This is a genomic window from Polaromonas sp. AER18D-145 (genome assembly GCF_002379095.1).
In the GTDB taxonomy this organism is placed as follows: domain Bacteria; phylum Pseudomonadota; class Gammaproteobacteria; order Burkholderiales; family Burkholderiaceae_C; genus Polaromonas.
Map to the genome: position 1 here is coordinate 14,345 of NZ_NBZV01000038.1, position 18,617 is coordinate 32,961.

The following is an 18,617-nucleotide window of genomic DNA, read 5'->3' on the forward strand; positions in this document are numbered from 1 at the left end:
CACCACCGGACTTTTGGCATTTCATCACTGAATAAAAAAAGCCCCGGGACCGAAGTCACGGGGCTCGCCGCACAGTCAGTCAGCGCAGCGGAGGGAATCAGGCCGGCACGCTGTCTTTCACCGTATCGGCCATGTCCGTGTAGTCCTTGACTTGGTCGAAGTTGAGGTACTGGTAGACCTCGGCGCTGGCGGCGGTCAGCACACCCATGTCGGCCATGTACTCGGCCTTGGTCGGAATGCGGCCCAGCTTGGAGCAGATCGCCGCCAGCTCGGCAGAGCCCAGGTACACGTTGGAGTTCTTGCCCAGGCGGTTCGGGAAGTTGCGCGTCGAGGTCGAGAACACGGTTGCGCCTTCCTTGACCTGCGCCTGGTTGCCCATGCACAGGCTGCAGCCCGGCATTTCCATGCGCGCGCCGGCCGAACCCAGCACACCGTAGTGGCCTTCTTCGGTCAGCTGCTTGGCATCCATCTTGGTGGGCGGTGCCATCCAGAGCTTGACCGGGATATCGCGCTTGTTCTCTAACAGCTTGGAGGCCGCGCGGAAATGGCCGATGTTGGTCATGCAGCTGCCGATGAACACTTCATCGATCTTGCTGCCGGCCACTTCGCTGAGGGTCTTCACGTCGTCCGGATCGTTCGGGCAGGCCACGATGGGTTCGTGGATGTCGGCCAGGTCGATCTCGATCACAGCGGTGTATTCGGCGTCGGCGTCGGCCTTGAGCAGCTGCGGGTCGGCCAGCCAGGCTTCCATGGCGGCGATGCGGCGCTTGATGGTGCGCACGTCCGAGTAGCCCGAGGCAATCATCCACTTGAGCATGGTGATGTTGCTGGTGATGTACTCGATGATCGGTTCCTTGTTCAGGTGCACCGTGCAGCCGCCGGCGGAACGCTCGGCCGAGGCGTCGGAGAGCTCAAACGCCTGCTCGACCTTCAGGTCTGGCAAGCCTTCGATTTCAAGGATGCGGCCCGAGAAGATGTTCTTTTTGCCCTGCTTGGCGACCGTCAGCAGGCCGGCCTTGATCGCGTACAGCGGAATCGCATTGACCAGGTCACGCAAGGTGATGCCGGGCTGCATCTGGCCCTTGAAACGCACCAGCACCGACTCGGGCATGTCCAGCGGCATGACGCCGGTGGCGGCGCCGAAAGCGACCAGGCCGGAGCCCGCGGGGAAGCTGATACCGATGGGGAAACGCGTGTGGCTGTCGCCGCCGGTGCCGACGGTGTCGGGCAGCAGCATGCGGTTGAGCCAGCTGTGGATGATGCCGTCGCCCGGGCGCAGCGGAATGCCACCGCGGTCGCTCATGAACTCGGGCAGTTCGTGGTGCATCTTCACGTCAACCGGCTTGGGATAAGCCGCGGTGTGGCAGAAGGACTGCATCACCAGGTCGGCAGAAAAGCCCAGGCAGGCCAGGTCTTTGAGTTCGTCGCGCGTCATCGGGCCGGTGGTGTCCTGGGAACCCACGGACGTCATCTTCGGCTCGCAATAGGTGCCGGGGCGGACGCCCTGGCCTTCGGGCAGGCCGACCGCGCGGCCGACCATTTTTTGCGCCAGCGTGAAACCGCGCTCGCTGACGACGGGCGCCTGCGGCAGACGGAACTGGGTCGAGACCGGCAGGCCCAGCGCCCAGCGGGCCTTGGCCGTCAGGCCGCGGCCGACGATCAACGGGATACGGCCGCCGGCGCGCACTTCGTCAAACAGCACCTCGCTCTTGAGCTTGAACTCGGCGATCACCTTGCCGTCTTTCAGCGCCTTGCCGTCGTAGGGACGCAGCTCGATCACGTCGCCCATGGCCATCTGGCTCACGTCGAGTTCAATCGGCAGCGCGCCGGAATCTTCCATGGTGTTGTAGAAAATCGGGGCGATTTTGCTGCCTAGGCAGACGCCGCCAAAACGCTTGTTCGGCACGTACGGGATGTCCTGGCCGGTGAACCAGAGCACCGAGTTGGTCGCGGACTTGCGCGAAGAACCAGTACCCACCACGTCGCCAACGTAGGCCACGAGGTTGCCCTTGGCCTTGAGTTCGTCAATGAACTTGACCGGGCCGCGCTTGCCGTCTTCCTCGGGCGTGACGCCAGGACGCGCGTTTTTGTGCATGGCCAGCGCATGCAGCGGAATGTCGGGACGGCTCCAGGCGTCGGGTGCGGGCGACAGGTCGTCGGTGTTGATCTCGCCGGCCACCTTGAACACGGTCAGCTTGATCGACTCCGGCACTTCGGGGCGGCTGGTGAACCACTCGGCCTCGGCCCAGCTCTGCAGCACGGCCTTGGCGTATTTGTTGCCCTTGTCGGCCTTTTCCTTGACGTCGTGGAACTGGTCGAACATCAGCAAGGTGTTTTTCAGGCCGCTGGCGGCCTGGGTGGCGACGCTGTCTTCGGCGTCGTCGAGCAGATCGATCATCGGGCTGATGTTGTAGCCGCCCAGCATGGTGCCCAGCAACTGCGTGGCTTTTTCACGCGAGATCAAGGAGCATTTTTCGGTGCCATGCGCCACGGCAGCCAGGTAGCTGGCCTTGACCTTGGCCGCGTCATCGACACCGGCCGGCACGCGGTGCGTGATCAGTTCGACCAGGAAGCCCTCTTCGCCCTTGGGCGGGTTTTTCAGCAGCTCGATGACTTCGCCCGTCTGTTTGGCAGACAGGGGCAGCGGCGGAATGCCGAGTGCGGCGCGCTCGGCCACGTGGTTGCGATAGGTTTGTATGAACTCGGGCATCATGGGTTTCTTCTCCTGTACTCAAAAATTTTCAAAGCAGCGCGCGCCGGTGCCAGCCTGGTGTTATTCGGCTTTGGCGGGCGGCAGGGCCGGTTGAGCAGAACCCGTGCCAGCCAGCGCGGGAGCCGGCTTGGCTGCAGGCAGGGGCTCCAGAATGCTCACCGGGGGGTTCTTCTTCATCTCGTCAGCAAAGGTCAGCTGCGCCGGGCTCATGCACTCGTCGGCCAGGCGCTGGCCCTGCTTCTGGCTCATCAGCATGGACTTGTTGCCCAGTTGCAGCCACATCGCGCCGGCACGGCCGTCCTCCAGGCGAACGGCGCCGGTGCGGCTTCCGACAGGGTGCATGCGGAAACGCGTCTTGCCTGTCTGCACCAGGAAAAAGCCCGGACGCTTTTCGCTCGGCGTGATGGTGACGGAAGCGCCCAGCTCACAGGGGATCGTGCCCACGTACACCTTTTTGGCGACTTCCAGGTCTTCCGGCGTCAGCGTGACATTCGGGTCATCGTCGATGGGCGTCATTTCCTCGACCACCTTGGCAGCCGAGCGTTTGATGGGCGCGCGTTTGGCGGCCTGGGCAGGCTGTGCGGTGGAGGAAGCTGCGGCAGCTTTGGCCGCGGGTTTGGACGCAGGTTTAGGCGCGGCTGTCTGTGCCAGCAACAGGGCGGGGGCGGCAAGCACCAAAGCAGAAAGAACAATGCGTTTCATGGGGTTTCCTTTGGAAAAGGTCGGCAATCAATCAAGCAACTAATGAAGCGCGGCAGGAAAATAAGCCTGCGCCTCTTGCGGTAAAACGCGGCCGGTCCGGTGCGCCCGCTCCAACACCTGCCAGAAAAAGCGGTAACTGGCCCTGTCGTGCAGTTGTCCTTCAAAACTGATGGGCGCCCAATCAGTTCGGGCGCCAGCAGCTATTATTTTTGTAGCGCCTTCGATCTCGCCTTCGCTGGGCGCAAACGCCTCCAGGATGGGGCGGATCTGGGCCGGGTGAATGCTCCACATGCGGGTGTAGCCAAATTCGCGGGCGGCTTTTTGTGCAGCCGTCTTCATGGCCGCAGTGTCACTGAATTCCGTGACAACGCAGTGCGAAGGGACTTTGCCATGGGCATGGCAGGCCGAAGCTATTTCCAGCTTGGCGCGCACCACCAGCGGATGCGTGAACTGCCCCCGGCTACCCATGGCTTCGCCCGGAATGGCGCCGCCATGGGTGGAAACAAAATCCATCAACCCGAAGCTGATCGACTGCACGCGCGGATGCGCGGCAATCTCGAATGCCCGGTGCACCGCGGCAGGCGACTCGAGCAGCACATGCAGGGGAACGCCGGTCTGCGCCACTGCGGCCAGCGCGGCGACTGCACGCTCGACGTCATCCACAGACTCGACTTTTGGCACCATGATGTGGCTCAGGCGGTGGCCAACCTTGCCGGCGATGGTCGCCATGTCCATCTCGAACGCCGGGTGATCCACCGCATGGACCCGGACGGCAACCCGCGCCTTGTTACCGGCCAGCGCCACCAGTGCCACCACCAGCGCGGCATGGTCTGCCTCGCCGCCCACGGGGGCACCGTCTTCGCAGTCGAGCGTGACGTCAAAAACGCAGGTGCCGAACTCCTCGGTCATCTCCGCCTGCAATTGCAGGCTTTTGCGCATCCGCGCCTCGACGCCGCTGTAGTGGTCGCAGACCGGCAGAAAACCGGTTTGCGCCTGGGCACCAAGCAGCACGTCGCGGGGATGTTGGCGCGCCCCCACGCTTGTCACTTCGTGTACTGCGCTGCCCCCCGAGGGGGCCGTGCTTGCTTGGGGCGGCCCTGCGCGGCGCACAATGCTCATCGAATCAGAGCAGGTGCTTGACGCCGTCCTGCTCGCCCTTCAGCTCGTCCAGGGTCTTGTTGATGCGTTCCTGGCTGAAGGCGTCAATCTCCAGGCCCTCGACCAGCTTGTACTCGCCGCCTTCGCAGGTGACGGGGAAGCCGAACATGATGTCCTTCGGAATGCCGTATTGGCCGTCAGAAGGAACGCCCATGGTGACCCATTTGCCGTTGGTGCCCAGCGCCCAGTCGCGCATGTGGTCAATGGCAGCGTTGGCGGCCGATGCAGCCGACGATGAACCGCGCGCCTCGATGATGGCGGCGCCGCGCTTGCCGACGGTCGGCAGGAACACGTTGGCATTCCAGTCCTGGTCGTTGATCATCTTGGCCACGCTTTCGCCCTTGATGGTGGCAAAGCGGTAGTCGGCATACATGGTGGGCGAGTGGTTGCCCCAGACGGTGAGTTTTTCGATGTCGGCCACGGCCTTGCCGGTTTTGGCAGCGAGCTGGCTGGCAGCGCGGTTGTGGTCCAGGCGCAGCATGGCGGTGAAGTTCTTGCGCGGCAGGTCGGGCGCGCTTTTCATCGCGATGTAGGCATTGGTGTTGGCCGGGTTGCCGACCACCAGCACCTTGACGTTGCGGCTGGCTACGGCGTTCAGTGCCTTGCCCTGGGCCGTGAAGATAGCGCCATTGACGGCCAGCAGTTCGGCACGCTCCATGCCCGGGCCGCGTGGACGCGAGCCGACCAGCAGCGCGTAGTCGGCATCCTTGAAGGCCTTCATCGGATCGTCATAGGCTTCCATGCCCACCAGCAGCGGGAAGGCGCAGTCGTCAAGCTCCATCATCACGCCCTTGAGCGCCTTTTGCGGGCCTTCCACCGGCACTTCCAGCAGCTGCAGGATCACCGGCTGGTCCTTGCCCAGCATTTCGCCGGAAGCGATGCGGAACAGCAGTGCGTAACCGATTTGACCAGCGGCCCCTGTAACGGCAACACGGACGGGTTTTTTGCTCATGATGGAGAACTCCAGGAAGGTTGTAAATCGGTTGAAGGGGGTAACAATGAAGTGTTTTGCGCAGCCTGGGGTGCCCCGGATGCATGTGAAATACATCACACGGGGCAAAGCATCGCGATCGACTCAGCCAAAGATTTTACGCTGGAAAACTCGCAGGCGTCAATTTGTCTTATGTCTTATATAAGATATGATTAGCGCGATCCACACACCCCTTCCATGGCCGCCATCCCTCCCCCGTCCACCGATGATTTTGCAGGTGCCACGCCGGCTTTCAGCCCGCTGTACCAGCAGATCAAGGGCCTGATCCTGCAAAGCCTGCAGTCGGGCGAATGGAAGCCGGGTGAAGCCATCCCCTCCGAGATGGACCTGGCCGCCCGCTACCGTGTGAGCCAGGGCACGGTGCGCAAGGCCATCGACGAACTCGCGGCCGACAACCTGGTGGTAAGGCGCCAGGGCAAGGGCACGTTTGTGGCCACCCATGCCGAGCAGCATGTGCAGTTCCGTTTCCTCAAACTCGTGCCCGACAGCGGCACACCGGGCAGCGAAGGCCCGGCCCAGCGCGACATCATCGGCTGCCGCCGCGTGCGCGCCAGCGCCGACATTGCCCGCGCACTGGCGCTGCGCACCGGCGACGCCGTGCTGCAGGCCCGCCGCGTGCTCAGTTTTGCCGGAACACCGACCATTCTGGAAGACCTCTGGCTGCCTGCCGCCCCGTTCAAGGGCCTGACCGCCGAGCGGCTGGCCGACTACCACGGCCCGATGTATGCGCTGTTCGAGACCGAGTTCAATGTGCGCATGGTTCGCGCTGAAGAAAAAATACGCGCCGAGGCAGCCACCGACGGGCGCGAGCTGCTCCTGAAAGTGGCGCATGGCACGCCGCTGCTGAGCGTGGAGCGCATCGCCTACACCTACAACGATGTGCCGATGGAATTGCGGCGCGGTTATTACCGCACCGACACCCATTACTACCGCAACACCCTGAGCTGAGGCCGTATTTCCATGGCCTTCCAAGGCAACCAGCCGGCGCTTCCGTGCCAACCCTGCAGACTGACCAGGACCGCCTGTCATGTTCATGTCAGCGTGCACCACTCCACTTGCGCCGGAGGAAAATTACTGGTTTCCCCTCTCGCTTTTCCGACAAAAAACGGGCAACCACGTTCCGGACGGGCCGGATGGATGCTGCATTGCAATAGAATCCGGATGTTTTTAGTTGTAATTGCGTCGCGCTTGCCTGGCAGTTACCAAGCAGTTACAAGACCTCTCTCCCCACGAAAGCCCACCCATGACAGAGCTGGCATCCAAACAGCGTGCAAAGCGGCCCGAGTTCCGCAACATCAACGCCTTCAAAGACCTGACCACCTACCGCATGACACCGGCGGCCTGGGTGTCCATCCTCCACCGCGCCAGCGGCGCCATCATGTTCCTCCTGATGCCCTTCATCATCTGGATGTTCGACACCTCGATTTCTTCCGAAATTTCATTCGAGAAATTCAAGGCCGCCTTCAACATCGGCATGCTGGGTCTGCCCGGCTTCATCTGGAAGCTGGTGGCCCTCGCCCTGATCTGGGCCTACCTGCACCACTTCATCGCCGGCCTGCGCCATCTCTACATGGACGTCACCCACAGGCTCAGCAACGAATTCGGCAAAAGCACGGCGCTCATCACGCTGGCCCTGAGCATCCTGCTGACGCTGGTGCTGGGCGCCAAGCTGTTCGGCCTCTACTGATCCAAGGAGCAACCCCATGTCTGTGAACTACGGCTCCAAACGCCTCGTTGTCGGCGCGCACTACGGCACCCGTGACTGGCTGGCCCAGCGCGTCACCGCTGCCCTGATGGCCCTTTTTACCGTCCTGCTGCTGGCCCAGGTGATCTTCACCAAGGGCACCCTCGGTTATGACCGCTGGGCCGGCATTTTTTCGTCGCAGTGGATGAAGGTGCTGACTTTTGTCGTGATCCTCGCACTGCTTTACCACGTGTGGGTCGGCATGCGCGACATCTGGATGGACTACGTCAAGCCGGTGTGGCTCAAGCTGTCCCTCGACGTGTTCACGATCGTGTGGCTGGTGGCATGCGCCGGCTGGGGCATCCAGGTGCTGTGGCGGCTTTGAGCCCCGGAACCGAGCGCCCACTTTTGACGACCGACTTTTGAAAAAGCAATCATGACTGCATCCTCCAAGCTTCCCAAACGCAAATTTGACGTGGTGATCGTCGGGGCCGGCGGCTCCGGCATGCGCGCCTCGCTGCAGCTGGCGCGTGCCGGCCTGAACGTGGCCGTGCTCTCCAAGGTGTTCCCGACGCGTTCGCACACGGTGGCGGCCCAGGGCGGCATCGGTGCCTCGCTCGGCAACATGTCCGAGGACAACTGGCACTACCACTTCTACGACACCGTCAAGGGTTCCGACTGGCTCGGCGACCAGGATGCCATTGAATACATGTGCCGCGAAGCGCCCAAGGTCGTGTACGACCTCGAACACATGGGCATGCCCTTCGACCGCAACCCCGACGGCACGATTTACCAGCGCCCCTTCGGCGGCCACACCGCCAACTACGGCGAAAAGCCGGTGCAGCGCGCCTGCGCCGCGGCCGACCGCACCGGCCACGCCATGCTGCACACGCTGTACCAGCAGAACGTCAAGGAAAAAACCAGCTTCTTCGTCGAATGGCTGGCCATGGACCTGATCCGCGATGCCGCCGGCGACGTCGTCGGCGTGACCGCCATCGAGATGGAAACCGGCGACGTGCACATCTTCGAAGCCAAGACCACACTGCTGGCCACCGGCGGCGCCGGCCGCATCTTTGCCGCATCGACCAATGCCTTCATCAACACCGGCGACGGCCTGGGCATGGCGGCGCGCGCCGGCATCCCGCTTGAAGACATGGAGTTCTGGCAGTTTCACCCGACCGGCGTGCATGGCGCCGGCGTGTTGCTGACCGAAGGCTGCCGCGGCGAGGGCGCCATTTTGCGCAACAGCAATGGCGAGCGCTTCATGGAGCGTTATGCACCGGCCTACAAGGACCTGGCACCACGCGACTACGTGTCGCGCTGCATGGACCAGGAAATCAAGGAAGGCCGCGGCTGTGGTCCGAACAAGGACTACATCAACCTCGACATGACCCACCTGGGCGCCGAGACCATCATGAAGCGCCTGCCCTCGGTGTTCGAGATCGGCCACAACTTCGCCAACGTCGACATCACCAAGGAGCCGATTCCCGTGGTGCCCACCATCCATTACCAGATGGGCGGTATCCCGACCAACATCCACGGCCAGGTCGTCACGCAAAACGCCGACAACAGAAGTGAAGTCGTCAACGGCCTGTACGCCGTGGGCGAATGCGCCTGTGTCAGCGTGCACGGTGCCAACCGCCTGGGCACCAACTCGCTGCTGGACCTGCTGGTGTTCGGCCGCGCCGCCGGCAACCACATCGTCGAGTTCAACAAGACCACCACCCACAAGAGCCTGCCTGCCGACGCCGCCGACGCCACGCTGGCGCGCATCGCCCGCCTGGACAACGCGACGGACGGCGAATACGCCCAGGACGTGGCCAACGACATCCGCGCCGCCATGCAGCAACACGCCGGCGTGTTCCGTACCCAGGCCATCATGGACGCCGGTGTCGCCAAAATCGCCGAGCTGCGCAAGCGCGTGAGCAACATCGGCCTGAAAGACAAATCGAAGATCTTCAACACGGCCCGTATCGAGGCGCTGGAAGTCGAGAACCTGATCGAGGCGGCACAGGCCACCATCGTTTCGGCCGCGGCCCGCCACGAAAGCCGCGGCGCGCATTCGGTGGACGATTACGGCGACACGCCGGAACACCCGAACGGCCGCAACGACACCGACTGGCACAAGCACACCCTGTGGTACAGCGAAGGCAGCCGCCTGGCCTACAAACCGGTGCAGATGAAGCCGCTGACGGTCGACTCCGTGCCGCTCACCGTGCGCAGCTTCTAAGCCCAAGCCAACCAGATCAGCGAGAACCTCCATGTCCAAACGCACTTTCCAGATTTACCGCTACGACCCCGACACCGACGCCAAGCCCTACATGCAGACCATCGAGGTCGAGCTCGACGGCAGCGAACGCATGCTGCTGGACGCGCTGATGAAACTCAAGGCGCAGGACCCGACCATCTCCTTCCGCCGCTCCTGCCGCGAAGGTGTCTGCGGCTCGGACGCGATGAACATCAACGGCAAGAACGGCCTGGCCTGCCTGACCAACATGCGCACGCTGCCTGGGACGATCGTGCTCAAGCCGCTGCCCGGCCTGCCGGTGGTGCGCGACCTGATCGTCGACATGACGGACTTCTTCAAGCAGTACAACTCGATCAAGCCTTACCTGATCAACGACAACGTGCCGCCTGAAAAAGAGCGCCTGCAAAGCCCTGAAGAGCGGGATGAGCTCAACGGCCTGTACGAGTGCATCCTGTGCGCGAGCTGCTCGACGTCCTGCCCCAGCTTCTGGTGGAACCCGGACAAGTTTGTCGGCCCGGCCGGCCTGCTGCAGGCCTACCGCTTCATCGCCGACAGCCGCGATGAGGCCACCGCCGACCGCCTGGACAACCTCGAAGACCCGTATCGCCTGTTCCGCTGCCACACCATCATGAACTGCGTCGATGTCTGCCCCAAGGGTCTGAACCCCAGCAAGGCCATCGGCAAGATCAAGGAAATGATGGTCCTGCGGACTGTCTAAAAGTATGGCCACCTCGCTTGTCGCTTCGCTCGGCGACGAAACCTCCATCTGAACCATGCAAGCAACAGATGAACTGCTTGGCGAACGGGCCCTGAGCAAGCTCAAATGGCGGTGCCGCCGGGGTTTGCTGGAAAACGATCTGCTGATCGAAAAGTTTTTCAGGCGCCACGAAGCCACCCTGACCGTCAGCCAGGCTAAAGGCCTGAATGATTTAATGGATTTGTCTGACAACGATTTGCTGGACCTTCTGCTAAAACGTCGGGAGCCCAGCCAGCTTTCAGAAGCGGACGCGCAGGTAAGTGCATCTACTTACGAGGCCTTGCAGGTCTTAAACTTGATTCGCGCCGCAGCCACAGCCCCGTGACCGACCCCATTTGATTTGACAAGAAAGACGCAAGAAATGAAGCTAGCTGACAACAAAGCCACCATGTCCTTCAGCAACGGCAGCCCCAGTGTTGATTTGCCGGTGTACCACGGCACCGTGGGCCCCGACGTCGTGGACATCCGCAAGCTGTATGCACAGACCGGCATGTTCACCTACGATCCGGGCTTCCTGTCCACGGCGTCCTGCCAGTCGGCCATCACCTACATCGACGGCGACAAGGGTGAGCTGCTGTACCGCGGCTACCCGATCGAGCAGTTGGCCACCAATTGCGACTACCTCGAAACCTGCCACCTGCTGCTCTACGGCGAACTGCCCAAGGCCGACCAGAAACGGGATTTCGTCAGCCGCGTGACCAACCACACCATGGTCAACGAGCAGATGCAGTTTTTCCTGCGCGGCTTCCGCCGTGACGCGCATCCGATGGCCATCATGACCGGCCTGGTCGGCGCCCTGTCGGCCTTCTACCATGACAGCACCGACATCAACAACCCCGAGCACCGCGAAATTGCCGCGATCCGCCTGATCGCCAAGATGCCGACCCTGGTCGCCATGGCCTACAAGTACACCGTGGGCCAGCCCTACATGTACCCCAAGAACGACCTGAGCTACGCCGGCAACTTCCTGCACATGATGTTTGCCACGCCGTGTGAAGAGTACAAGGTCAACCCGGTGCTCGAACGCGCGCTGGATCGCATCTTCATCCTGCATGCCGACCACGAGCAGAACGCCTCGACCTCCACAGTCCGCCTGTGCGGCTCGTCCGGCACCAACCCGTTTGCAGCGATTGCAGCCGGTGTGGCCTGCCTCTGGGGCCCTGCGCACGGCGGCGCCAACGAAGCAGCCCTCAACATGCTCGGTGACATCCAGAAAAACGGCGGCATCGAGAACATCGGCGAATTCATCAAGCAGGTCAAGGACAAGAACTCCGGCGTCAAGCTGATGGGTTTCGGTCACCGCGTCTACAAGAACTACGATCCGCGCGCCAAGTTGATGCAGGAAACCTGCAAGGAAGTGCTGCAGGAAATGGGTCTGGAAAACGATCCACTGTTCAAGCTGGCCATGGCGCTGGAAAAAATTGCACTCGAAGACGACTACTTCGTCTCCCGCAAGCTCTACCCCAACGTCGACTTCTACTCCGGCATCGTGCAGCGCGCCATCGGCATCCCCGTGCCGCTGTTCACCGCAATCTTCGCGCTCGCCCGCACGGTCGGCTGGATCGCCCAGCTCAACGAGATGATTGGCGACCCCGAATACAAGATCGGCCGTCCGCGCCAGCTGTTCAACGGCTCCGTCCAGCGCGACGTCAAGCCGATCAACGCACGCTGATCCGCCTGCATGCCTGAATCCGGCCCGCCCGTGGCAACATGGGCGGGCTTTTTTGCGGCCCTGGCCGCTTGAGGAGTTCACCCTTGACATTCATCCAGACTGCCGCCGAGCTGCGTTCGGCCATCGCCCGCCCCGCCGCGCCCCGCGCCTGCGATTGCGCGCTGGGCGCCTGCGCCGGCTGGGAGAGCCTGGCCGAGTACCGCTGGGAGGCCGGGCAGATGACCCGGGTCGCCACCTTGCGCGACCCTGCCGTGGACGAACCCACCCTGGAAGAAAAACACCCCCAGGGCACACGTTACGACTCGCCCGAGGCCCCGGTGGCTGTCGGCTTTTTCCCCTACAACCGCTGCGAGGTCTGGCACTGCGGCCGCTGCGCGCGGCACCTGCTGCGTTACACCGAGTTCGGCGGCTACAACGTGGACCACCGGGTGCGGGCGCTCGAGCCCGGCAAGATCATCGACTGAATGCTATCAATTCAGTAGCAATCTTCGCACGTCCCCTCTGGGCTGGAGGCCAAAAACACCCACAACTCCGCGCGGGAGGCGAGGCAGGCCCAGCCAGCGGGCAAGCCAGTCATCGCATTTCGCGATGACCAGGTCAGAATAAAGCGGTCAAAATATGCATACATCGTGAACCACGATGACTTTGACCCCTTTTGATGCTTAACTCAGAACGCAACTTCGCCCGCCGCATGGACCTCACGTCGCTGCAATTGTTTGTGGCCGTGTGTGAGCTGGGCAGCATCGGCAAGGCGGCGGAGCGGGAATTCATTGCCGCCTCGGCCGTCAGCAAACGCCTCTCCGACCTCGAAGCCGCGCTCGACACGCCCCTGCTCTATCGCCACACACGCGGCGTGGACCTGACGCCGGCCGGCCAGAGCCTGCTGCACCATGCCCGTTCAGTGCTGTTCAGCCTCGAGAAAATGCAGGGCGAGCTCAGTGAATACGCGGCCGGCGTGCGTGGCCATGTGCGCGTGCACGCCAGCATCTCGGCCATCGTGCAATTCCTGCCGGAAGACCTGGGCACCTTCATCAGCCAGCATCCGGAGGTCAAGATCGACCTCGAGGAACACCTGAGCACGGAAGTCGTGCGCGCGGTGCAGGAAGGCGCGGCCGATCTGGGCATCTGCAACACGGCCGACGGCATTGGCAAGCTGCAGACCCTGCCCTACCGCCAGGACCGCCTGGTGATGATCGTGCCGCGCGGGCATGTGCTGGGCACGCGTGACAGCATCGCTTTTGCCGACAGCCTCGATTTCGACCACGTCGGCCTGCATTCAAACAGCTCGATCTACCTGGCGATGCGCGATGCCGCCGCCTCGGCCGGGCGCACGATCAAGCTGCGCATCCACGTGACCGGGCTGGACGCGATGTGCCGCATGATCCACAACGGCCTGGGCGTCGGCGTGATGCCGCAGCGGGCGTTCGAGCTGATGCACGGCGTCGGCGAACTCGAATCGGTCGCACTGACCGATGCCTGGGCGTCCCGCCAGATAGCACTGGTGGCACGCGATTTTTCCAGCCTGCCCGTCACCGCCCGCCTGCTGGTCGACCACCTCACTGCGCGCGCGGTGACCCCGGACAACACACCCCGACCCACTTAAAATCGACAGACCACGAAGGAAAACACCATGGGACGCACCCTTTACGACAAGATCTGGGACGAACACGTCGTCCACACCGAGGAAGACGGCACGGCCATCCTCTACATCGACCGGCACCTGGTGCATGAAGTGACCAGCCCGCAGGCGTTCGAGGGCCTGCGCGAGGCCGGCCGCAAGGTCTGGCGCATCAGCTCCATCGTCGCCACCGCCGACCACAACACGCCGACCACCGGCTGGGAACTCGGCTACGACGGCATCACCGACCTGGTCAGCAAGGAGCAGATCACCACGCTGGACAGCAACATCGCCGAGTTCGGCGCGGCCGCCTACTTCCCCTTCCTGTCCAAACGCCAGGGCATCGTGCATGTGATCGGTCCCGAGACCGGCGCCACCCTGCCCGGCATGACCGTGGTCTGCGGCGACTCGCATACCTCGACCCACGGCGCGTTTGGCGCACTGGCGCACGGCATTGGCACCAGCGAGGTCGAACACGTGATGGCCACGCAAACCCTGCTCGCCAAAAAAGCCAAAAACATGCTGGTCCGGGTGGACGGCATGCTGGCACCGGGCCTGACCGGCAAGGACATCGTGCTGGCCATCATCGGCAAGATAGGCACCGCCGGGGGCACCGGCTACACGATTGAATTCGGCGGCCCGGCGATACGCGCGCTGAGCATGGAAGGCCGCATGACGGTCTGCAACATGGCCATCGAAGCCGGCGCCCGTGCCGGCCTGGTGGCGGTGGACGCCAAGACCATCGCCTACGTCAAGGGCAAGCCGCTGGCCCCCACCGGCGTGGAGTGGGACCAGGCGGTGCAGTACTGGAGCACGCTGCAGTCCGATGCCGATGCCGTTTTCGACACCGTGGTGCAGCTCGACGCGAGCCAGATCCGCCCGCAGGTCACCTGGGGCACCTCGCCCGAGATGGTGCTGTCCATCGACGACCGCGTGCCCGATCCGGACAAGGAAAAAGACGCGAACAAGCGCGACGCGATCGAACGCGCGCTGACCTACATGGGCCTGCAGCCCGGCAAGGCGATCAACGACATCCTTATCGACAAGGTCTTCATCGGCTCGTGCACCAACAGCCGCATCGAGGACATGCGCGAGGCGGCAGCCATGGTCCAGAAGATCGGCCAGAAGGTCGCCGGCAACGTCAAGCTCGCGCTGGTCGTGCCCGGCTCCGGCCTGGTCAAGGAGCAAGCCGAGCGTGAAGGCCTGGACAAGATTTTTGTCGCCGCAGGGTTCGAGTGGCGCGAACCCGGCTGCTCGATGTGCCTGGCGATGAACGCCGACCGGCTCGAGCCGGGCGAGCGTTGCGCCTCCACCAGCAACCGCAACTTCGAAGGCCGGCAGGGCGCCGGCGGCCGCACCCACCTGGTGAGTCCGGCCATGGCCGCGGCCGCGGCGGTGCACGGTCACTTTGTCGATATCCGCAAGTTTTCCTAGCCCCATCTCAGGAGAGTCATCATGAAAAAGACCACCGCGCTGCTCGCACTGTCACTGGCCGCTGCTGCGTTTGTACTGGCTGGCTGCAACACCGCCAGGGGATTCGGCCAGGACCTGCAAAAAGTCGGCGAGAAAATTGAAGACAAGGCGAAAAAATAATGAAACCTTTCACCGTGCACAAAGGCCTCGTGGCCCCGATGGACCGCGAGAACGTCGACACCGACGCCATCATCCCCAAGCAGTTCCTCAAGTCCATCCGCAAGACCGGCTTCGGCCCCAACCTGTTCGACGCCTGGCGTTACCTGGACCCCGGCTTTCCCGGCCAGGACCCGGCCACACGCAAGCCCAACCCGGACTTCGTGCTGAACCAGCCGCGTTACCAGGGCGCCTCCATCCTGCTGGCGCGCAAGAACTTCGGTTGCGGCTCCTCGCGCGAGCACGCGCCCTGGGCACTGGACCAGTACGGCTTTCGCGCCATCATTGCGCCGAGTTACGCCGACATCTTTTTCAACAACAGCTTCAAGAACGGCCTGCTGCCCATCGTGCTCAGCGAAGCGCAGGTCAGCCAGCTGTTCGACGAGGCCCTGGCCTTCCCCGGCTACCAGCTCACCATCGACCTGGAGCGCCAGGTGGTGATCAAGCCGCAGGGTGAAGAGCTTCCCTTCGAGGTTCAGGCCTTCAAGAAGTTCTGCCTGCTCGGCGGTTATGACGACATTGGCCTGACCCTGCGCCAGAGCGACAAGATCAAGGCCTTTGAAGCCGAACGCCTGGCGAAAAAGCCCTGGCTGGCGCATACCCTGATCGCCTGATCACCCGTTGTTTTACACATAAAAAGTGCCTTCATCCCTTATGGGACGGTCGCCCACAGCTATCAATAAAAGAGCATCCATGAAAATCGCAATTCTTCCCGGTGACGGCATCGGCACCGAAATCGTCGCCGAGGCCGTCAAGGTCCTCCAGGTCCTGGACCTGAAACTCGAGATGGACACCGCGCTGGTCGGCGGCGCCGCTTACGAAGCGCATGGCCATCCGCTGCCCGACGCCACCCTGAAACTCGCGCAGGCCTCGGACGCGGTGTTGTTCGGCGCCGTCGGCGACTGGAAATACGACAAGCTGGACCGCCCCCTGCGCCCCGAGCAGGCCATCCTGGGCCTGCGCAAGCACATGGGCCTGTTCGCCAACTTCCGGCCCGCCATCTGCTACCCGCAGCTGGTGGATGCTTCCAGCCTGAAACGCGAGCTGGTGTCCGGCCTGGACATCCTGATCATTCGCGAGCTGACCGGCGACATCTACTTTGGCCAGCCGCGCGGACGGCGCACCGCCACCGACGGCCACTTCCCCGGCAGCGAGGAAGCGTTCGATACCATGCGTTATTCGCGCCCCGAGATCGAACGCATCGCCCATGTCGCCTTCCAGGCGGCACGCAAACGCGGCAAACGCGTGACCAGCGTGGACAAGGCCAATGTGCTGGAGACCTTCCAGTTCTGGAAAGACATCGTCACTGAAGTCGGTCTGCAATACCCCGATGTCGCGCTGGACCACATGTACGTGGACAACGCCGCCATGCAGCTGGTCAAGGCGCCCAAGAAGTTCGACGTGGTGGTCACCGGCAACATGTTCGGCGACATCCTCAGCGACGCGGCCGCCATGCTGACTGGCTCGATCGGCATGTTGCCCTCGGCCAGCCTGAACACGAAAAACCAGGGCCTGTACGAACCCAGCCATGGCAGCGCACCGGACATCGCCGGCAAGGGCGTGGCCAATCCGCTGGCAACGATTTTGAGCGCAGCCATGATGCTGCGTTTCAGCCTGAACCAGCCGGAGGCCGCCGCGCGCATCGAAAAAGCCGTGGACGCGGTGTTGACGCAAGGCCTGCGCACACCCGACATCTACAGCGAAGGCACGACGCGGGTCGGTACCGTCGAGATGGGCAATGCGGTGGTGAAAGCCCTCAGCCAGTCCTGAAAACGCTGCCGACGCTTCGGCGTTGGCTGGCTGCCACAGGCCAAACCGGCAAATGGCGCCTTGCGGCGACGCGCCGGCCGGCCGTGATTACAATAGCTCCATGCGCAAAAACCCCGCTTTCACCCGCCTTGTCGCCGCTTCGCGCGCGATCAGCGCTGCGCCGGTTTTTGCCCAGACCACCAAAACGACCACCATTAAAGGCTAGCAAGCCTGGTTCGTCGTGCCCTGCCGGCTCGATGAGCCGGGCCGAAAAGCTTCATTTTTGACTTTTTGAAGGGCGCATCATGAAACTCAAGGGCAATCTCACGGGACTCGTCGGCTGGCGCGGCATGGTCGGCTCGGTGCTGATCGACCGCATGCAGGCCGAAGGCGACTTCGACCTGATCGAACCGGTCTTCTTTTCGACCTCCAATGCCGGCGGCAAAGCCCCGGCGCAGGCCAGGAACGAGACCACGCTGAAAGATGCGTTCGACATTGACGCCCTGAAGAAGTGTGAGGTCATCATCACCGCCCAGGGCGGTGACTACACCTCCGAGGTCTACCCCAAGCTGCGCGCCGCCGGCTGGACCGGCCACTGGATTGATGCCGCTTCTACCCTGCGCATGAACGACGACGCCATCATCGTGCTGGACCCGGTCAACCTGCCGGTGATCCAGAACGCGCTGGCCAAGGGCGGCAGGAACTGGATTGGCGGCAACTGCACCGTGAGTTGCATGCTGATGGGTGTGGGCGCGCTGTACAAGGCCGGCCTGGTCGAGTGGATGACCAGCATGACCTACCAGGCCGCCTCCGGCGGTGGCGCCCAGCACATGCGCGAGTTGTTGACGCAGTACGGCACACTCAACGCTGAAGTACGTGCGCTGCTGGACGACCCGAAATCGGCCATTCTTGAAATCGACCGCCGCGTGTTGGCCAAGCAGCAGTCGCTGTCATCCGCCGAGACCGCGAACTTCGGCGTGCCGCTGGGCGGCAGCCTGATCCCCTGGATCGACAAGGACCTGGGCAACGGGATGAGCAAGGAAGAGTGGAAGGGCGGGGCCGAAACCAACAAGATCCTGGGCCAGGGCGCCAGCTTCGGCACCGCCGAAACGCCAGTGGACGGCTTCTGTGTGCGCATAGGCGCGATGCGTTGCCACAGCCAGGCGTTGACCTTCAAGCTCAAGAAAGACGTGCCGCTGGCCGACATCGAGGCCATGATTGCGGCCGACAATGCGTGGGTCAAGGTGGTGCCGAACACGCGTGAAGCCAGCATCATCGACCTGACGCCCGTGGCCGTGACCGGCACCATGGGCATCCCGGTCGGCCGCCTGCGCAAGCTCGCCATGGGACCGGACTACCTGGGCGCTTTCACGGTGGGTGACCAGCTCCTCTGGGGTGCAGCAGAGCCGCTGCGCCGCATGTTGCGTATCCTGCTGCAGGCCTGAAATCACGAGGGCGTGGCCGATGATGCCCCGGCCACCACCCGTAACCACTTGTGACAGCCCGTTGTCGTCAGGCAACATCTGGAAGTTGTAAGTTGATGCTAACCCGGGGTGTCAAAACTTAAGTGCTGTCTTAGCTTGTCAGCCTAATGCCTTGATGTTAATGTTGTTTTGTCGAAATTAGCGCTGAGGTTTTTGTGCGGACCAGCAGAATAAAATTTAATGCAACCCGGGCCCCGGAGGCTCCAAATCCC

18 protein-coding genes are annotated in these 18,617 nt (G+C 62.9%); 14 read left to right on the forward strand and 4 right to left on the reverse strand.

Annotated elements, in window-relative coordinates; translation table 11 throughout:
* Positions 1 to 97: 97 nt before the first annotated feature.
* From B7G52_RS17115 to B7G52_RS17130, 4 genes are all read right to left on the reverse strand, one after another.
* Entirely contained in the window at positions 98 to 2,713 is a 2,616-nt protein-coding gene (locus B7G52_RS17115) for a bifunctional aconitate hydratase 2/2-methylisocitrate dehydratase (RefSeq protein ID WP_096698753.1), read from the reverse strand.
* Positions 2,714 to 2,773: 60 nt separating this feature from the next.
* The gene (locus B7G52_RS17120) at positions 2,774 to 3,415 is read right to left on the reverse strand and encodes a hypothetical protein (protein WP_096669444.1); all 642 of its coding nucleotides are present in this window, start codon (positions 3,413 to 3,415) and stop codon (positions 2,774 to 2,776) included.
* A gap of 39 nt (positions 3,416 to 3,454) precedes the next feature.
* Complete coding sequence (locus B7G52_RS17125) at positions 3,455 to 4,453, reverse strand: CoA ester lyase (RefSeq protein WP_371329033.1); 999 nt, start codon at positions 4,451 to 4,453, stop codon at positions 3,455 to 3,457.
* 85 nt (positions 4,454 to 4,538) lie between these two features.
* Positions 4,539 to 5,525, reverse strand: a complete 987-nt coding sequence (locus B7G52_RS17130) for a malate dehydrogenase (protein WP_096698755.1) — start codon at positions 5,523 to 5,525, stop codon at positions 4,539 to 4,541.
* Positions 5,526 to 5,741: 216 nt separating this feature from the next.
* On the opposite strand from B7G52_RS17130, the gene B7G52_RS17135 reads away from it, so the two are divergent.
* The 14 genes from B7G52_RS17135 (at position 5,742) to asd (ending at position 18,366) form a co-directional block, all read left to right on the forward strand.
* Entirely contained in the window at positions 5,742 to 6,512 is a 771-nt protein-coding gene (locus B7G52_RS17135; protein WP_096698756.1) for a GntR family transcriptional regulator, read from the forward strand.
* 295 nt (positions 6,513 to 6,807) lie between these two features.
* Positions 6,808 to 7,251 carry a succinate dehydrogenase, cytochrome b556 subunit gene (gene sdhC / locus B7G52_RS17140; protein WP_096698757.1) on the forward strand — a complete coding sequence of 148 codons (444 nt, stop codon included), beginning with the start codon at positions 6,808 to 6,810 and terminating at the stop codon, positions 7,249 to 7,251.
* A 16-nt stretch (positions 7,252 to 7,267) separates the two neighbouring features.
* Positions 7,268 to 7,633, forward strand: a complete 366-nt coding sequence (gene sdhD, locus B7G52_RS17145; RefSeq protein WP_096698758.1) for a succinate dehydrogenase, hydrophobic membrane anchor protein — start codon at positions 7,268 to 7,270, stop codon at positions 7,631 to 7,633.
* A gap of 51 nt (positions 7,634 to 7,684) precedes the next feature.
* On the forward strand, positions 7,685 to 9,478 hold the full coding sequence (gene sdhA, locus B7G52_RS17150; RefSeq protein ID WP_096698759.1) for a succinate dehydrogenase flavoprotein subunit: 1,794 nt from the start codon (positions 7,685 to 7,687) through the stop codon (positions 9,476 to 9,478).
* Between the two features lie 31 nt (positions 9,479 to 9,509).
* Positions 9,510 to 10,214 (forward strand): succinate dehydrogenase iron-sulfur subunit, encoded by a 705-nt coding sequence (locus B7G52_RS17155; protein ID WP_096698760.1) that lies wholly within the window; start codon positions 9,510 to 9,512, stop codon positions 10,212 to 10,214.
* Between the two features lie 55 nt (positions 10,215 to 10,269).
* Positions 10,270 to 10,578 carry a succinate dehydrogenase assembly factor 2 gene (locus tag B7G52_RS17160; RefSeq protein ID WP_096698761.1) on the forward strand — a complete coding sequence of 103 codons (309 nt, stop codon included), beginning with the start codon at positions 10,270 to 10,272 and terminating at the stop codon, positions 10,576 to 10,578.
* A gap of 36 nt (positions 10,579 to 10,614) precedes the next feature.
* A complete protein-coding gene (gene gltA, locus B7G52_RS17165) occupies positions 10,615 to 11,925 on the forward strand; it encodes a citrate synthase (protein ID WP_096698762.1) in 1,311 nt (436 codons plus the stop codon).
* Positions 11,926 to 12,008: 83 nt separating this feature from the next.
* Positions 12,009 to 12,389 carry a hypothetical protein gene (locus B7G52_RS17170; protein WP_096698763.1) on the forward strand — a complete coding sequence of 127 codons (381 nt, stop codon included), beginning with the start codon at positions 12,009 to 12,011 and terminating at the stop codon, positions 12,387 to 12,389.
* A 194-nt stretch (positions 12,390 to 12,583) separates the two neighbouring features.
* Positions 12,584 to 13,528 (forward strand): LysR family transcriptional regulator, encoded by a 945-nt coding sequence (locus B7G52_RS17175; RefSeq protein ID WP_096698764.1) that lies wholly within the window; start codon positions 12,584 to 12,586, stop codon positions 13,526 to 13,528.
* Positions 13,529 to 13,555: 27 nt separating this feature from the next.
* Positions 13,556 to 14,977 carry a 3-isopropylmalate dehydratase large subunit gene (gene leuC, locus B7G52_RS17180; protein WP_096698765.1) on the forward strand — a complete coding sequence of 474 codons (1,422 nt, stop codon included), beginning with the start codon at positions 13,556 to 13,558 and terminating at the stop codon, positions 14,975 to 14,977.
* Positions 14,978 to 14,998: 21 nt separating this feature from the next.
* Positions 14,999 to 15,136: an entericidin A/B family lipoprotein gene (locus tag B7G52_RS17185; protein ID WP_096669418.1), complete on the forward strand. Its 138-nt coding sequence runs from the start codon at positions 14,999 to 15,001 to the stop codon at positions 15,134 to 15,136.
* A complete protein-coding gene (gene leuD, locus B7G52_RS17190) occupies positions 15,136 to 15,786 on the forward strand; it encodes a 3-isopropylmalate dehydratase small subunit (protein WP_096698766.1) in 651 nt (216 codons plus the stop codon). The genes B7G52_RS17185 and leuD overlap by 1 nt, the downstream gene beginning before the upstream one ends.
* A gap of 79 nt (positions 15,787 to 15,865) precedes the next feature.
* Complete coding sequence (gene leuB, locus B7G52_RS17195; protein ID WP_096698767.1) at positions 15,866 to 16,942, forward strand: 3-isopropylmalate dehydrogenase; 1,077 nt, start codon at positions 15,866 to 15,868, stop codon at positions 16,940 to 16,942.
* Positions 16,943 to 17,226: 284 nt separating this feature from the next.
* Positions 17,227 to 18,366 (forward strand): aspartate-semialdehyde dehydrogenase, encoded by a 1,140-nt coding sequence (gene asd, locus B7G52_RS17200; RefSeq protein ID WP_096698768.1) that lies wholly within the window; start codon positions 17,227 to 17,229, stop codon positions 18,364 to 18,366.
* Positions 18,367 to 18,617 lie beyond the last annotated feature (251 nt).

Coding starts and splice junctions, on each gene's coding strand:
- B7G52_RS17115 (WP_096698753.1), bottom strand. CDS start 2,713: ATGATGCCCGAGTTCATACAAACCTATCGCAACCACGTGGCCGAGCGC.
- B7G52_RS17120 (WP_096669444.1), bottom strand. CDS start 3,415: ATGAAACGCATTGTTCTTTCTGCTTTGGTGCTTGCCGCCCCCGCCCTG.
- B7G52_RS17130 (WP_096698755.1), bottom strand. CDS start 5,525: ATGAGCAAAAAACCCGTCCGTGTTGCCGTTACAGGGGCCGCTGGTCAA.
- B7G52_RS17135 (WP_096698756.1), top strand. CDS start 5,742: ATGGCCGCCATCCCTCCCCCGTCCACCGATGATTTTGCAGGTGCCACG.
- sdhC (WP_096698757.1), top strand. CDS start 6,808: ATGACAGAGCTGGCATCCAAACAGCGTGCAAAGCGGCCCGAGTTCCGC.
- sdhD (WP_096698758.1), top strand. CDS start 7,268: ATGTCTGTGAACTACGGCTCCAAACGCCTCGTTGTCGGCGCGCACTAC.
- sdhA (WP_096698759.1), top strand. CDS start 7,685: ATGACTGCATCCTCCAAGCTTCCCAAACGCAAATTTGACGTGGTGATC.
- B7G52_RS17155 (WP_096698760.1), top strand. CDS start 9,510: ATGTCCAAACGCACTTTCCAGATTTACCGCTACGACCCCGACACCGAC.
- B7G52_RS17160 (WP_096698761.1), top strand. CDS start 10,270: ATGCAAGCAACAGATGAACTGCTTGGCGAACGGGCCCTGAGCAAGCTC.
- gltA (WP_096698762.1), top strand. CDS start 10,615: ATGAAGCTAGCTGACAACAAAGCCACCATGTCCTTCAGCAACGGCAGC.
- B7G52_RS17175 (WP_096698764.1), top strand. CDS start 12,584: ATGCTTAACTCAGAACGCAACTTCGCCCGCCGCATGGACCTCACGTCG.
- leuC (WP_096698765.1), top strand. CDS start 13,556: ATGGGACGCACCCTTTACGACAAGATCTGGGACGAACACGTCGTCCAC.
- B7G52_RS17185 (WP_096669418.1), top strand. CDS start 14,999: ATGAAAAAGACCACCGCGCTGCTCGCACTGTCACTGGCCGCTGCTGCG.
- leuD (WP_096698766.1), top strand. CDS start 15,136: ATGAAACCTTTCACCGTGCACAAAGGCCTCGTGGCCCCGATGGACCGC.
- leuB (WP_096698767.1), top strand. CDS start 15,866: ATGAAAATCGCAATTCTTCCCGGTGACGGCATCGGCACCGAAATCGTC.
- asd (WP_096698768.1), top strand. CDS start 17,227: ATGAAACTCAAGGGCAATCTCACGGGACTCGTCGGCTGGCGCGGCATG.